The organism is Brevundimonas sp. FV1ye29L, from assembly GCF_058681095.1.
Map to the genome: position 1 here is coordinate 1,046,448 of NZ_CM178730.1, position 13,680 is coordinate 1,060,127.

12 protein-coding genes are annotated in these 13,680 nt (G+C 68.0%); 10 read left to right on the forward strand and 2 right to left on the reverse strand.

Going from position 1 to position 13,680, the window contains the following annotated elements; all coding sequences use genetic code 11:
- The first annotated feature begins 11 nt into the window (after nucleotides 1-11).
- From ACW17W_RS05155 to lpxC, 10 genes are all read left to right on the forward strand, one after another.
- A complete protein-coding gene (locus ACW17W_RS05155) occupies nucleotides 12-257 on the forward strand; it encodes a type II toxin-antitoxin system VapB family antitoxin (protein WP_492079667.1) in 246 nt (81 codons plus the stop codon).
- Complete coding sequence (locus ACW17W_RS05160; RefSeq protein ID WP_492079668.1) at nucleotides 257-652, forward strand: type II toxin-antitoxin system VapC family toxin; 396 nt, start codon at nucleotides 257-259, stop codon at nucleotides 650-652. Before ACW17W_RS05155 ends, ACW17W_RS05160 begins: the two co-directional genes overlap by 1 nt.
- Nucleotides 649-1,557 (forward strand): UDP-N-acetylmuramate dehydrogenase, encoded by a 909-nt coding sequence (gene murB / locus ACW17W_RS05165; protein WP_492079669.1) that lies wholly within the window; start codon nucleotides 649-651, stop codon nucleotides 1,555-1,557. Before ACW17W_RS05160 ends, murB begins: the two co-directional genes overlap by 4 nt.
- Nucleotides 1,550-2,041 (forward strand): DUF5946 family protein, encoded by a 492-nt coding sequence (locus ACW17W_RS05170; protein WP_492079670.1) that lies wholly within the window; start codon nucleotides 1,550-1,552, stop codon nucleotides 2,039-2,041. Before murB ends, ACW17W_RS05170 begins: the two co-directional genes overlap by 8 nt.
- A gap of 37 nt (nucleotides 2,042-2,078) precedes the next feature.
- Nucleotides 2,079-3,020 (forward strand): D-alanine--D-alanine ligase, encoded by a 942-nt coding sequence (locus tag ACW17W_RS05175; protein WP_492079671.1) that lies wholly within the window; start codon nucleotides 2,079-2,081, stop codon nucleotides 3,018-3,020.
- Nucleotides 3,008-3,916, forward strand: coding sequence for a cell division protein FtsQ/DivIB (locus ACW17W_RS05180; protein ID WP_492079672.1), 909 nt, complete (start codon nucleotides 3,008-3,010; stop codon nucleotides 3,914-3,916). Before ACW17W_RS05175 ends, ACW17W_RS05180 begins: the two co-directional genes overlap by 13 nt.
- A 20-nt stretch (nucleotides 3,917-3,936) precedes the next feature.
- The gene (gene ftsA / locus ACW17W_RS05185) at nucleotides 3,937-5,256 is read left to right on the forward strand and encodes a cell division protein FtsA (protein ID WP_492079673.1); all 1,320 of its coding nucleotides are present in this window, start codon (nucleotides 3,937-3,939) and stop codon (nucleotides 5,254-5,256) included.
- A 241-nt stretch (nucleotides 5,257-5,497) separates the two neighbouring features.
- Complete coding sequence (locus ACW17W_RS05190; protein WP_492079674.1) at nucleotides 5,498-8,836, forward strand: TonB-dependent receptor domain-containing protein; 3,339 nt, start codon at nucleotides 5,498-5,500, stop codon at nucleotides 8,834-8,836.
- A gap of 278 nt (nucleotides 8,837-9,114) precedes the next feature.
- Nucleotides 9,115-10,728 (forward strand): cell division protein FtsZ, encoded by a 1,614-nt coding sequence (gene ftsZ, locus ACW17W_RS05195; RefSeq protein WP_492079675.1) that lies wholly within the window; start codon nucleotides 9,115-9,117, stop codon nucleotides 10,726-10,728.
- Between the two features lie 172 nt (nucleotides 10,729-10,900).
- Complete coding sequence (lpxC, locus tag ACW17W_RS05200) at nucleotides 10,901-11,800, forward strand: UDP-3-O-acyl-N-acetylglucosamine deacetylase (RefSeq protein ID WP_492079676.1); 900 nt, start codon at nucleotides 10,901-10,903, stop codon at nucleotides 11,798-11,800.
- Nucleotides 11,801-11,803: 3 nt separating this feature from the next.
- Here lpxC and pgeF read toward each other — a convergent pair whose 3' ends face one another.
- Together pgeF and ACW17W_RS05210 are read right to left on the reverse strand one after the other, a co-directional pair.
- Nucleotides 11,804-12,580: a peptidoglycan editing factor PgeF gene (gene pgeF, locus ACW17W_RS05205; RefSeq protein WP_492079677.1), complete on the reverse strand. Its 777-nt coding sequence runs from the start codon at nucleotides 12,578-12,580 to the stop codon at nucleotides 11,804-11,806.
- Nucleotides 12,577-13,662 carry a class I SAM-dependent methyltransferase gene (locus tag ACW17W_RS05210; RefSeq protein ID WP_492080262.1) on the reverse strand — a complete coding sequence of 362 codons (1,086 nt, stop codon included), beginning with the start codon at nucleotides 13,660-13,662 and terminating at the stop codon, nucleotides 12,577-12,579. Before ACW17W_RS05210 ends, pgeF begins: the two co-directional genes overlap by 4 nt.
- Nucleotides 13,663-13,680: the final 18 nt, after the last annotated feature.

The window sequence follows — 13,680 nt, forward strand, 5'->3', positions numbered from 1 at the left end:
GGAGCGCTGTCATGGCCCTTTATGTGAAGGATCCCGAGGTCGATCGGATGGCCGAACGCCTGAGCCGCATCGGGGGGATCAGCAAGACCGAGGTGGTGCGTCGCGCCCTGCGCCACCAGCTGGAGCAGGTCGAAACGCCGTCTGACTTCGTAGAGCGCGGCCTCGCCTTCACCCGCGCCCTGGTGGCCCGGGGCAACCCCCACGAGGGCCTGCCCGTGGACAAGGCCTGGATCGACAGCCTCTATGAGGACGACTAATGTTCGTGGACGCTTCGGCGCTTACGTCCCTCCTGACCGAAGAAGAGGACGCGGGCGCACTCTACGCGCGCCTGGCGACCTATCCGCGACGGACCACATCCCCGATGGCGGTCTGGGAGACGGTGCTCGCCGTCGCGCGTCGGTTGACGCTGGACATCGCCGATAGCGAAGCCGCCGTTGAAGCCTTTCTGAAGAGCTTCGCAATCGAGGTGGTCGACATACCCGCCGAGGCGCGACGCGAGGCGATCCGCGCCCACGCCCGCTTCGGCAAGGGTCGTCACCCGGCCGCGCTCAACTTTGGCGACTGTTTCGCCTATGCCTGCGCCCGCCACGCCCGTGCGCCCATGCTCTACAAGGGCGACGACTTTTCCCGAACCGACATCGAATCCGCATGACCGAGATCACCCTTCCCCCCGTTCGCGGCAAGCTTCTGCGGGACGAACCGCTGGCCCCCTTCACCTGGTTCCGGGTCGGCGGCGCCGCCGAGGCGCTGTTCATTCCCGCCGATGCCGACGATCTGGCCGATTTCCTCAAGGCGCTGGACCCGGCGATCCCGGTCACCGTGCTGGGCGTCGGGTCGAACGTCATCGTCCGCGACGGCGGGGTCGAGGGGGTGGTCATCCGCCTGGCCGGGCGCCCCTGGGCGCAGGTGACGACCCAGGGCGACGTCATCACGGCCGGCGCCGGCGCGCTGGACTCCATGGTGGCCAAGGCCAGCGCCAAGGCGGGGCTGGCGGGGCTGGAATTCTACGCCGGCATTCCGGGCACGGTCGGCGGGGCGCTGACCATGAACGCCGGCTGCTACGGCGCCGAGACCAAGGATGTTCTGGTCTCGGCATGGGGGCTGACGCGGTCTGGCGAGCGGGTCGACTACGCCCTGGCCGACTTCGGCTACACCTATCGCCATTCGCAGGCGCCGGCCGACATCATCTGGGTCGAGGCCGTCTATCGCGGAACGCCGGACGATCCCGCCGCCGTCCAGGCCCGCATCACCGAGATCACCAGCCGCCGCGAAACCACCCAGCCGATCCGCGAAAAGACCGGCGGTTCGACCTTCAAGAATCCGCCCGGCCATTCGTCGTGGAAACTGGTCGACGAGGCCGGCTGGCGCGGCAGACTGCACGTGGAGACCGGGGGAGGGGCCATGTTCAGCGACCTCCATTCCAACTTCATGATCAACCCCGGCGAGGCCACCGCCGCCGACATCGAAGGCCTGGGCGAGGCGGTGCGGGCGGACGTCCTGAAAAAGACCGGCGTTCAGCTGGAGTGGGAGATCAGGCGGATCGGCCGAGTTGGCTGAGTTCCAGACCTGCCCCGGCTGCGGCTCGTGTCTTCCGGGCGTCGATGGACCGACCCACGCCTATATGACCTCCAGCCCGGCCTGCTGGGCGGCATTCAACGAGGTCATCGGCCGTGAGTTCTCGAATCCCGACCTTATGCCCATCCATTGTCTCAGCGTCGATGCATGGGCCGTGCAGCACCCGGGCGACGGCTCGCGCCGGGCGATCCAGTCGGTCGGTCTGCATCTGGCGGGGCTTTGGGTGCAACTTGAACAGGGCTTGTCGGGCGAAGAGGCCAGTTCCGTCATGCAGGCCTTCGCCGCGCGAAAGGCTGAACTGCCCGAACTTCCAGCGCGCCGGGCCTATATCCTGACGGTGGCGAATGTGGCGGGCGTCGCCGAGCCGGAGGCGCATCGGGCCGCGGTCCGCCGCTGGGCCGAGGCAACATGGGCCGATTGGTCGGATCAACACCAATTTATCCAGGGCTGGGCGCGTCAGGGTTGACGGCCTGTTAAACATCTCGGCTGCAATCGGAGAGCCCATGACCCGCGCATTCGAAGACCTTCATGTCGCCGTCCTGATGGGCGGTCTTTCAGCCGAGCGGGAGGTGTCGCTGACCTCCGGCGAGCAGTGCGCGCAGGCGCTGGAGCGGCAGGGCGTGCGCGTCAGCCGCGTGGACGCGGGTCGCGACCTGGCCAATGTGTTGTCGGGTCTGATCAAGCCGGACGTGGTGCTGAACTGCCTGCATGGGGCCTGGGGCGAGGACGGCTGCGTCCAGGGCGTGCTCGAGACCCTGCGGATCCCCTATACTCATTCCGGCGTCCTGGCCTCGGCCCTGGCGATGGACAAGGACAAGTCCAAGGCGGTGCTGAAGGCGGCGGGGCTGAAGGTGCCCGGCGGTGGGCTGTTCGACCGGCACGAGGTCGCCCGCCGCCACGTCATCGACCCGCCCTATGTCGTCAAGCCGAATGCCGAGGGGTCGTCCGTCGGCGTCTATCTGGTGCGAGAGGGATCAAACGACTTCGCCACCGAGGTCGGTGCGCCCGGCTGGGCGTATGGCGAACAGGTGATGGTCGAGCCGTTCATCCCCGGCAAGGAACTGGCCGTGACGGTTCTTGGGGACAAGTCCGGGCCGCGCGCCCTGACCGTCACCGACATCACCCCGGTGAAGGGGTTCTATGACTACGAAGCCAAATACGCCCCGGGCGGCTCGGTGCATGTCCTGCCGGCGGTCTTGCCCCCCGCCGTGTTCGAGGCGGCCCTGCGGCAGTCCGAGGCGGCCCATGTCGCCATGGGGTGTCGCGGCGTGTCGCGGACCGACTTCCGTTATGACGATGTTAAGGACGAATTGGTCTTGCTGGAGGTCAACACCCAGCCCGGCATGACCCCGACCTCCCTCGTTCCCGAGCAGGCCGCCCATGTCGGCATGGGATATCCTGAACTGGTTCAGTGGATGGTGGAGGACGCCTCATGCCCGCGGTAGTTCGCGGCGGTCGGCGCCAGGGCGCGGCGCCCGCAGCCAATCGCAACTCGGGGCGCAACTCCGGGCGCAAACCCGGCGCCCGTTCGGCCGCGCCGCGTCATGCCTCCGGCGTGCCGGGAAAATTCGCCGCGATCGGGAAGCTGGACCTGTCGCCGCGTGCGGTGGTCATCTGCATCCTCGCCGGGCTCGGCGTCCTGGCCGTGGTCCTGGCCACCGGGGCCCGGGCCGAGCGCATCGGCGCCTCGATCCGTCACAGCCTCGACTCCGCGACGACCGGCCTGGGCCTGTCCCTGCGCCGGGTCCACATCACCGGAGCCTCGGCCGAGGCGACCCCGGCGATCCGTGAATCCCTGAACCTGTATGCCGGCCAGCCGATCACCAGCCTCGATCTGGACCAGTTGCACAAACAGGTCGCCGCCGTGAGCTGGGTCAAGGAGGCGAGGGTGGTGCGCCTGTTGCCCGACACCCTGATCATCGAGGTGGTCGAGCATGACCGCCTCGCCGTCTGGCAAACGGGCGGCAAGGCCGTCGTCATCGACAGCAATGGCCGGGTCATCGAGGGCGCTGACCCGGGCCGCTATCCGCAACTGCCCCTGATCGTCGGCAAGGGCGCCGACGCCGCAGCCGCCGCCCTGTTGCCCCTGCTGAACCAGCGCCCGCGCCTGATGGGGCGCGTCGACGCCCTGGTGCGGGTGGATGAACGTCGCTGGGACCTGCGGCTCAAGGACGGCAGCCTGATCCAGCTTCCGGCCGTGGGTCAGGAATCGGCCCTGATCCGGCTCGACGCCCTGGACCAGCGCGAGCGGCTGCTCGATCTCGGCTTCGCCCGCGTCGACATGCGGGCGCCGGACACCATCGCGGTCAGACCTGGCGCCGTCGCGCCCGTCGCCGGCTGACCATGCAGGGCTCCAAGACGATGAACACGCGCAAGGGCCAGACCCCGACCGATCCGACCCGGGCCCGCGCCCCGGTTGTCGCCGCCCTCGATCTCGGCCAGTCCAAGGTCTCCTGTTTCATCATGAAGCCCGACGGCGTGCGGCATGCCGACCACACCATCCGGGTCGCCGGCGCCGGCCATGTCCAGTCCAGGGGCGTCAAGGGCGGGGCCATCATCAATATGGACGAGGCGGCCCAGGCCATCGGCCGCGCCGTGGAGCGGGCTGAACGCTCAGCCGGCAGCCCTGTCTCGGGCGTCGTGGTCACCACCGCCATCGGCCAGATGCGCAGTCACCGGCTGCAGGCCCGGGTGTCCCTGGGCGCCCATCCGGTCGGGGACGCCGACCTGGCGCGTGCGATCGGCATGGCCCTGGCCACGCTTCGCCTGCCGGATCGCCGGCCGATCCATGTCCTGCCGGTGGCCTGGTCGGTGGATGGCGCACGCGGCGTCCACGATCCACGCGCCATGCGGGGCAATTCGCTCGGACTGGACCTTCTGGTGGTGTCGATGGCCGAGAGCGCCTTCGCCGCCCTGGGGCACTGTCTGGAACTGGCTCATCTCGACCTTCAGGGGGTCGCCGCCGCACCCGTCGTCTCGTCGCTCGCCGCCCTTGAGGATGACGAGATGGACCTGGGCTGCGTCTGTATCGAGATGGGCGGCGGCGTCACCAGCGCAGCCGTGTGGGGCGGAAAGTCGCTGTTGCATATAGAGTCCCTCAGCATCGGCGGCGACCACGTCACGGCCGACATCGCGCGCGGCCTGTCGACGTCAAAGGCGGGCGCCGAACGGCTCAAGACCCTGCACGGCTCGGCCATGGCCGGCCCCAATGAAGATCGCGAGATGCTGGAGGCGCCGGCGCGCGGCGAGGATCCGTCTGCCGGGTCGGTCGTCGTGCCCCGCGCCATGCTGAAGACCGTCATCGCCCCGCGTGTCGAGGAAACGCTGGAGCTGCTGCGCGACCGGCTGAAGGCCTCGGGCGCGGGTCTGGATCCCGGCGCGGGCGTGATCCTGACGGGCGGCGCCAGCCAGTTGAACGGCGTGCGGGAGCTGGCCATCCGGGTGTTCGACCGGCCGGTGCGGCTCGGGCGGCCGCAGCGGGCCCCCCACCTGGCCGATGCGGCGTCCGGCCCGGCCTTCTGCGCCTCGGCCGGCGTCCTGTTGCGGGCCGCCTATGGTCCGCGCGAGGCCGTGTCGGCGCGCAAGCTGATGGCGCGTCAGATCACAGCCGCCGATGCGCCTCGCGCCCACCAGGGCAATCTGGTGGCCCGCGCCGCCGGCTGGATCCGCGAAAACCTCTGATCGGCAAACGGCCGGCGCGCCGGTTTCGCCCTTGCAGCACGCCGCCGAAGGCGGCGGGCGTCGCCGCATTGTCGCCCGCGTGTGTCTGCGCTGTGACTTACTGGTAACAGAAACGTCGGGAAGTGGCCGCATTGCGGCCCCAAAGGTTGCCCGCCCCCCATAATCCTCTAAGCCAAACTCAAGATGCGCTCCGACTCCCTTCGGCGCGCGATCGCAGTTCAACGGTTGGGGCCATTCCAAAATGAATTTGAAGCGCAACTATCTCTTCGGGACCACAATCCTGGCCGGCGTTCTCGCCGTCTCGGCCCCCGCATTCGCACAATCCACGCCGGCTGCCGGTCCTGACGGCGACGTCGTCGAGGAAGTGGTCGTCACCGGTTCGCGTATCCGTCGCGACCCGACCACCGCCCCGACCCCGCTGATCCAGGTCAGCCGCGACCAGCTGCTGGAAACCGGCCTGTCGACCGTGGTCGACTATCTGGCCACTATCCCGGCCCTGTCGAACTCGCTGGTGCCTTCGGACACCACCGGCTCGGGCCTGAACGACGGCGGCCTGTCGCTGCCGAACCTGCGTTCGCTGGGCACCGGCCGCACCCTGACCCTCGTGGACGGCCTGCGTCACGTCGGCTCGGGCGCCGGCTCGCTGGCCGTCGACATCGACACCATCCCCCGCCTGATGATCGAAAACATCGAGATCGTCACCGGCGGCGCCTCCTCGGTTTACGGCGCGGACGCCGTTTCCGGCGTGCTGAACTTCGTGCTGCGCAAGGACTATGAAGGCGCCGAGATCGACGCCAACTACGCCTGGATCAACGAGGACGGACAGGAATCCAAGCGTATCTCGGGCCTGATCGGCAAGAACTTCTTCGACGATCGTCTGAACCTGTACGCCCACGCGGAATACGAGACCCTTGACGCCGTCACCTCGCTGGACGTCGACTGGATCCGTCGCGCGCCGACGATCTTCGGCATCGACGCCGATCCGACCGCGGCCGCCAACGGCCCGATCTATGACGGCATCCTCGACTCCATCCTGATCACCAGCAATGCGATGACCCGTCTGGATCGTCCGCGCTGGGGTTCGCTGACCATCGCCAACAACCAGCAGCCCTCGGCCCTGAACAATCCGCTGGTTCCGATCCAGTCCTGCACGGCTTCGACCTCGGCCGCCTGCTATTCGGTTGACCCGGCCAAGACCTACTGGTTCACGGGCACGACCGCCCGCCTGGCCAACTTCGGTCAACGTCTGGGCGCCACCGGCGCCAGCCGTCCGTTCACCATCGGCGGCGACGGCGAACACCCCGCCCTGTTCTCGACGGAAAGCCGCCTGCCGGAATCGGAGTCGCAGCGCTACCAGGTCGGCGGCACCTTCAAGATCAGCGACTCGATCACCGCCTCGCTGGAAGCCAAATACGTGACCGAGAATACGGTCGACATCTCCCAGCCGACCTTCTTCGATGTCTATCTGTCGGACCTTCAGGCTGCCGACGAGACCAACGAGATCCGGGGGACCAGTTCCTTCCGTCTGCGTTACTCGGACAACGCCTTCCTGCCGGCCAACGTCAAGGCCGCGATTGCGTCCAACATGGTCCAGAACTACGCCAGCCCGACGCTGACGGCGCCGGGCGCCCCGACCACACAGACGGCCCGCGCCTGGGCTGACCACCGGATGTTCGGCCCGCAGCGCTTCCAGGACAACACCCGCGAACTGATGCGCTATGTCGGCCGCCTCAACGGCGACTACGACCAGGTTCTGTTCATCAAGAACTTCAGCTGGGATGCGGCCTACACCTACGGCAAGATGGAGAACGTCAACCAGGAGAACGGCGTTGACGTCCTGCGCTTCGCCCTGGCCGCCGACGCCGTCGTCGACACCGCCGGCCGCGTCAATGGCCGTCCCGGCGAGATCGTTTGCCGGGCCAGGCTGATCGCTGCCAGCGGGGGTTCGCCCTATGACTACAACTGGGGCAACAACGACCTGCGCGACTATGCGACGGGCGCTGCCGCCCTGAGCCAGTGCGTGCCGTTGAACATCTTCGGCGCTGGCAACCAGTCCGAAGAAGCTCTCGACTATGTGAAGGCCTTCATCACCGTTCGCGAAGAGAACGAGCAGCACGACGCCATCTTCTCGGTGTCCGGCCAGCTCTGGGACTTCTGGGGCGCTGGTCCGATCGGCGTCGCCCTCGGCGGCGAATATCGCAAGGAATCGACGCAGGGCATTGGTCGTTCGGCGGACACCGGCGATCGCTGGCTGTTCCTGAACACCGGCGCCGACTTCCCGGAAGCCTCCTATGAGTCGAACGAAGGCTTCGCCGAACTGTCGATCCCGCTGTTCCGCGACTCCTTCCTCGGTCAGTACGCCGAACTCAGCGGTTCGTACCGCTATTCGGACTACACCACCGTGGGCAACGTCGACGTCTATGGCGTGAACCTGGTCTATCGTCCGGTTTCGGACATCGCCTTCAAGACCAGCTTCAACTCCTCGATCCGGGTGCCGTCGCTGGGCGAGAACTTCTCGCCCCAGTCGCAGACCTTCTCGAACGGCTTCTCTGATCCCTGCGATACCCGCAACATCAACGCCGCCGGCCTGGCCGCCGACATCAAGGCCAACCGGATCTCCAACTGTACGGCGCTTGCGGCTGCCAAGGGTCTGACCTACGACTTCGCCGGCACCACGGCCTCGCCGGACGACGACTACAACCCGCTGTACGCATCGGGCGTGGCCGGCGTGAACGGCGGCAACCCGTTCCTGCAGCCGGAAGAGTCGGAGTCCTTCACCTTCTCGACGGTCCTGCGTCCGCGCTTCATTCCGGACTTCAGCCTGGTGCTCGACTACTATGAAATCGAGATCACCAATGTGATCGCGGCCGTCTCGGCCCCGGTTGCGGCTTCGAACTGCGTGAACGGTCCGACCCTGAACGCCGCCGCCTGCTCGACCATCTTCCGCAACAACCCTGCGGCGGCCGGCACGACGGCCCAGCTTCGGTCCGAGGCCTTCAAGGTCGGCGCCCCCACGGGCGACCCGATCGGCGGCTTCATCCAGGGCTCGATCAACTACGCCAAGCGTAGCGTGCGCGGCATGGACTTCACGGCCACCTACGCCCTCGACTCGTCGGAAATGTTCGGCCGCGACTTCGGCCGCTTCACCTACTCGATCAACGGCTCGTGGCTGATGGAGCAGAAGTTCTTCACCAACATCTCCGACCCCGGCGCCTTCACCGAGAACTCCAGCCTCCTGTTCTACCCGCGGGTTCGCTTCACCTCGCGTCTGGCCTGGGCTCCTACCGACACCCTGAGCGTCACCTGGATCGCGGACTGGCAGTCGTCGCAAGACATCAGCCAATATCGCGACTTCCTGGCCAACCTGGACTCGCGGCCGGTCGAATACCTGCGTACGGGCGACTTCGTTCGCAACGACCTGACGGTCCGCTACGACGTCACCGACGACGTGACCCTCCGCGCCGGCGTGACCAACATCTTCGACGCCGAACAGGCGCCGTATCTGGGCACGACCCTGTACTCGAACTTCGACCCCTACGGCCGTCGCTTCAACATCGGTCTGAACTACAAGATCTGGTAGGCCACCGCCTCCGGATCGACGGAAAGGGCGGCTCGCAAGGGCCGCCCTTTTTCTTTGGCCGTCTTTCCGGCCAAGCTTTCGGCCAAGCTTTTGTTTCGTCGATCTCAACACTTTTTTGACCGGTCGGGGCCCGTTGCGCCTTGGTCAGGCGCCGACTCACGCTAACCGGTAACGGCGCGTTAACCTGTTCAGCGCTTGATTAACGCGCTCATAACCAATGCGAATCGGCGGGGCGTCGCATTGTGGATCGAGGGTAGGGTCGGAAGGTCGGAACGAAAATGTCACTCTCACTGGTGCGTCCTCAAGCGACGGAATTGAAGCCCCGGATCGTCGTCTTCGGCGTCGGCGGCGCGGGCGGCAATGCCGTCAACAACATGATCGACGCCGGCCTTGAAGGGGTCGAGTTCGTCGTCGCCAACACCGACGCCCAGCATCTGTCGTTCGCCAAGACCGACCGCCGCATCCAGCTGGGCGAGACCATCACGCAAGGCCTGGGCGCCGGCGCCCATCCCGAGGTCGGCATGAACGCCGCCGAGGAATCGGCCGAAGAAATTCACGCGCACCTCGAAGGCGCGCACATGGTCTTCATCACCGCCGGCATGGGCGGCGGCACCGGCACCGGCGCCGCCCCGATCATCGCCAAATGCGCGCGCGATCGCGGCATCCTGACTGTCGGCGTTGTCACCAAGCCCTTCACCTTCGAGGGGCGTCATCGGATGCGTCTGGCGGACTCCGGCATCGCCGAGCTGCAGCGCTATGTCGACACCCTGATCGTCATTCCGAACCAGAACCTGTTCCGCGTCGCCAATGAGCGCACGACCTTCGCCGACGCCTTCGCCATGGCCGACCAGGTGCTGCACTCGGGCGTCCGCTCGATCACCGACCTGATGATCCTGCCGGGCCTGATCAACCTCGACTTCGCCGACGTCCGCGCCGTCATGTCCGAAATGGGCAAGGCGATGATGGGCACGGGCGAGGCCTCGGGCGACGACCGCGCCCTGCTGGCCGCCCAGAACGCCATCGCCAACCCCCTGCTGGACGAGACGTCGCTGAAGGGCGCCAAGGCTGTTCTGGTCAACATCACCGGCGGTCTGGACATGACCCTGCTGGAAGTCGACGAGGCCGCCAACGCCATCTCGGCCGAGGTGGACGGCGACGCCAACATCATCTTCGGCGCCGCCTTCGACCCGGCGCTGGACGGCAAGATCCGCGTCTCGGTGGTCGCCACAGGCATGGATGAAGGCGTGGCCCAGAAGGTGGAGCCGACCGCCACGACCGCCTTCCACGACCAGCGCCGGCCGGCCGGCCCGTCCTATGCGACGTCGCGCCCCGAGCCCCGTGTTGAGCCGGCCCGGGCCGAGCCCGTCCGTTCCGAGGCTCCGCGTTTCGAGCCCGCGCGGACTGAACCGACCCGGTCGGAGCCTGTCCGTCAGCCTGCGGCCCGGATCGAGACCCCGGCCCCTCAGCCGGCAGCCCAGCCGACCTATGCGGCTGCGCCCGAACGCGCGGCCGAGCCGGTCATTCATGTCGCCGAGGACCGGACTCTGGAGCCGATCGTGGATCCCTGGGTCGAGGCCTTCGAACAGGACCGCGCTCCCGCCCGCCAGACGGCAACGGCAGCTGCGCCCACGCAGGACGACCTGTACTTCGAGCGCAACGCGCCGGCCTCGGCCGATGCCGGTCATGACGACCGCGATCATCGCCGGCAGGGCTGGAGCCTGTTCGGCAAGAAGCCGCGCACGACCTCCAACTATGCCGCGCCGCAGTTCGAGGCTCCGGCGCCGCGCAGTGCGCCGCAGATGCGCCCGGGCTCCAGCGCCCAGCCGGTCGACGCACCTGATGCGGAGGATGAGCTTGAGATCCCCTCCTTTCTCCGCCGGCTCGCCAACTAGGGGCCGCAGGCCGGATTGATCCAGAACGCCCCGGTTCGCCGGGGCGTTTTTCGTTCGGAGGCCTTCGACGCACGAAACAATCCGAAACCGGAGTTTCGTTTTAACCTTGAAGCGCTGCCCCTAGTTTGGCCTCATCCGCCACTCCCCGAGGCGGCCGTCACCGGATCTAACCTTGTTCCCACGCCACGATCATCGCGAACAGACGATCGTCGCCCCGGCCATCTGCGCCGGGGTGGGCGTCCACACGGGCCAGCGCGTCCGTCTGGCGATCCGGCCTGCGCCGGCCGGTGCGGGCATCGTCTTCGTTCGCACCGACATCGCCGATCGTGACAATCGCATCCGGGTGTCGGGCGAGGCCGTGGTCGACGCCCGGCTGAACACCATGATCGAGAATGCGGCCGGGGTTCGCCTGTCCACCATCGAACATCTGATGGCCGCCTTCTGCGCCCTGGGCGTCTCCAACGCCGTGGTCGAGGTCGACGGGCCGGAGCTGCCGATCCTCGACGGCTCGGCCCTGCCCTTCGTCCAGCTGCTGGACCGCGCCGGGTTCCGCCGCCAGTCCAACCCGGTCCAGTATATCGAGATCCTTGAGCCCATCCGCGTCACTGACGGCGACAAACATGCGGCGCTTCTGCCCTGCGACCGGTACGAGATGCGGTTCGAGATCGACTTCGACGCCCCCGTGATCGGCAACCAGGTCGTGGATTTCGTCGTCGACGAGGAGACCTTCCGCAACGAGATCATGGCCGCCCGCACCTTCGGCTTCGCCCACGAGGTTCAGGCCCTGCGTCAGGCGGGTCTGGCGCGTGGCGGCAGTCTGGAGAACGCGGTCGTCATCGACGACGGCCAGATCCTGAATCCCGGCGGCCTGCGCATGGAACGTGAGTTCGTGCGTCACAAGGCGCTGGACGCCATCGGCGACCTGTATGTTCTCGGCGCCCCTCTGCTGGGGCGTTACGAAGGCTATAAGGCCGGCCACGCCGTAAACAATCTTCTGGTTCGCGCCCTGCTGGCCAACCCGCAGGCCTGGCGTACGGTGACGCGCGCGCCTGAGCTGGCGGCCGTCGGCTGATTCTCAGCCCAGGCTGATTGCGCTCATCAACCGGCCGAAATCGGGTTCATCGCGCTGATAGGCGCGTCGGTTGGAATAGAACCGGCTCTCATCCGCGCAGGTGTCATGGCCGGTCCAGGCCGCCTCGCCGACGCCCGCCTGTTCCAGACGCCACAGGACGAATTCGGGCAGGTCGAACTGCCGCTTGTCGGTCGCGGCGCCGGGACTGAAGAAGCGCGCGCTGCCCGGGTCGTGGTGGGTGAACCTGTCCTCGAAATCGACGCCGACCTCATAGCTGGCCCGGGCGATGCAGGGACCGACGACGGCGATGGTGCGGGCAGGGCGGGCGCCGAGGGTCTGCATGGCCGTGACGGCGCTGTGCACCACCCCGCCCAGGGCGCCCTTCCAGCCGGCGTGGACCGCCGCGACAACGCCAGCCCCGGCGTCGGCCAGCAGCACAGGGGCGCAGTCGGCGGTCAGGACGGCGCAGATCACGCCGGGCGTCGCGGTCGCGACGGCGTCGCCCTCGGGCCGGTCGCCGCGCCATGGGGTGTCAGCGACCCGGGTGATGGCTGAATGGATCTGGTAACAGGCCGCCAGGTCGTCGGGCCCGCGCCCGAACCAGTCCGCGATCCGCCGCCGGTTCTCCGCCACTGCCGCCGGATCGTCAGAGGAGCCGATCCCGGTGTTCAGGCCCTCATACAGGCCGGTGGAGACGCCGCCCTGACGCGTGAAGAAGCCGTGCAGGACGCCCGCCTTTTGCAGCAGGGGATGGGTGATGGGGTCCAGGGGCTCGCTCATGTCTCGAACCCCGGGATTGACAGGCTGCGTGGCGAGAAGATCGCCGCCGCCTTGAACAGGGTCCCCATCTGGTCGGCCGCCGTCAACCGGTCGAGCTGGCGAGCGATGACCGGGGCGGCGTCCGGCCGGGCGGAGGCCAGCCGTTCGGCCCGCGCCTCAATGCCCAGGGCCCTGAGGAAATCCCCCTGACCCCGACAGCCGGAGACGTCGGCGCCGGCGCGGACCGCCGCCTCGAGCACCGCCGGGAAGTCCGCCCATTGCGTCAGATCGGCCTCGCCGGGCGTCGCCAGCGGATCGACCTTATGGTGGCGATGCAGGGCCTGAAGCGTGTCGCCCGCCTCCGCCCGGTCGCGGCCGTAGTCTATCAGCAGGGCGGCGCCGGCGGTTTCGGCGATCAACCGCCCCAGATCGCGTCCGAAGGCGGCCTGTTGTTCGGCGATCTCCCGCACCTGTCCGACCTCGATATCGATCTCCGGCGTCCCGGACCCGCCGGTGACGCCGACGAGGCCGAAGACCAGATCGCCGTCGTCGGTCACGCCCACGCATCGCTCAGCCCAGCCGTCTTCGGTCCGCACGAACTGGCGCGCCGGCATACAGTCCAGCACCTCATTGGCGATCAGGATGACGGGGGCGTCGGTCTCGATCCGGTCCAGCGAGGCGACCCATCGCGGGGCGATGTCGGCCGTGGCCAGACGCCGCGCCTGCAGATCCCGCAGCGGCGCGCTGGGTTCGATCAGGATCAGGTCGCAGGCCTCCAGCAGCCCTGGCGCCAGTCGTGCGGCCCCCGCCATGGCGCGCAGGGCGTCCTGCATCAGGGTCCCGTCCCCGGGGCCGACCTCGACCAGCCGAAATCGCTCGGGCGCCCCGAGCCGGGTCCAGGTCTCCACCACCCAGAGGCCGAGCAGTTCGCCGAACATCTGGCTGATCAGCGGGGCAGTGATGAAGTCGCCGCCCTCGCCAAGAGCGGGCCGGGCGGCGTAGTAGCCGTCCGTCGGATCATGCAGGCAGCGAACCACATAGTCGGCCACGGTCATCGGTCCGGTCAGGGCGATCTCGCGCGCCAGCCGCGCCTTCAGGCCCATGGTCTCGGGGGCCGTCAC

What these genes read in the sequence shown, in the direction of transcription:
- ACW17W_RS05190 (WP_492079674.1), top strand. Translation starts at nt 5,498, where the DNA reads ATGAATTTGAAGCGCAACTATCTCTTCGGGACCACAATCCTGGCCGGC.
- ftsZ (WP_492079675.1), top strand. Translation starts at nt 9,115, where the DNA reads ATGTCACTCTCACTGGTGCGTCCTCAAGCGACGGAATTGAAGCCCCGG.
- ACW17W_RS05180 (WP_492079672.1), top strand. Translation starts at nt 3,008, where the DNA reads ATGCCCGCGGTAGTTCGCGGCGGTCGGCGCCAGGGCGCGGCGCCCGCA.
- ftsA (WP_492079673.1), top strand. Translation starts at nt 3,937, where the DNA reads ATGAACACGCGCAAGGGCCAGACCCCGACCGATCCGACCCGGGCCCGC.
- pgeF (WP_492079677.1), bottom strand. Translation starts at nt 12,580, where the DNA reads ATGAGCGAGCCCCTGGACCCCATCACCCATCCCCTGCTGCAAAAGGCG.
- ACW17W_RS05155 (WP_492079667.1), top strand. Translation starts at nt 12, where the DNA reads ATGGCCCTTTATGTGAAGGATCCCGAGGTCGATCGGATGGCCGAACGC.
- ACW17W_RS05175 (WP_492079671.1), top strand. Translation starts at nt 2,079, where the DNA reads ATGACCCGCGCATTCGAAGACCTTCATGTCGCCGTCCTGATGGGCGGT.
- murB (WP_492079669.1), top strand. Translation starts at nt 649, where the DNA reads ATGACCGAGATCACCCTTCCCCCCGTTCGCGGCAAGCTTCTGCGGGAC.
- ACW17W_RS05160 (WP_492079668.1), top strand. Translation starts at nt 257, where the DNA reads ATGTTCGTGGACGCTTCGGCGCTTACGTCCCTCCTGACCGAAGAAGAG.
- ACW17W_RS05210 (WP_492080262.1), bottom strand. Translation starts at nt 13,662, where the DNA reads ATGGGCCTGAAGGCGCGGCTGGCGCGCGAGATCGCCCTGACCGGACCG.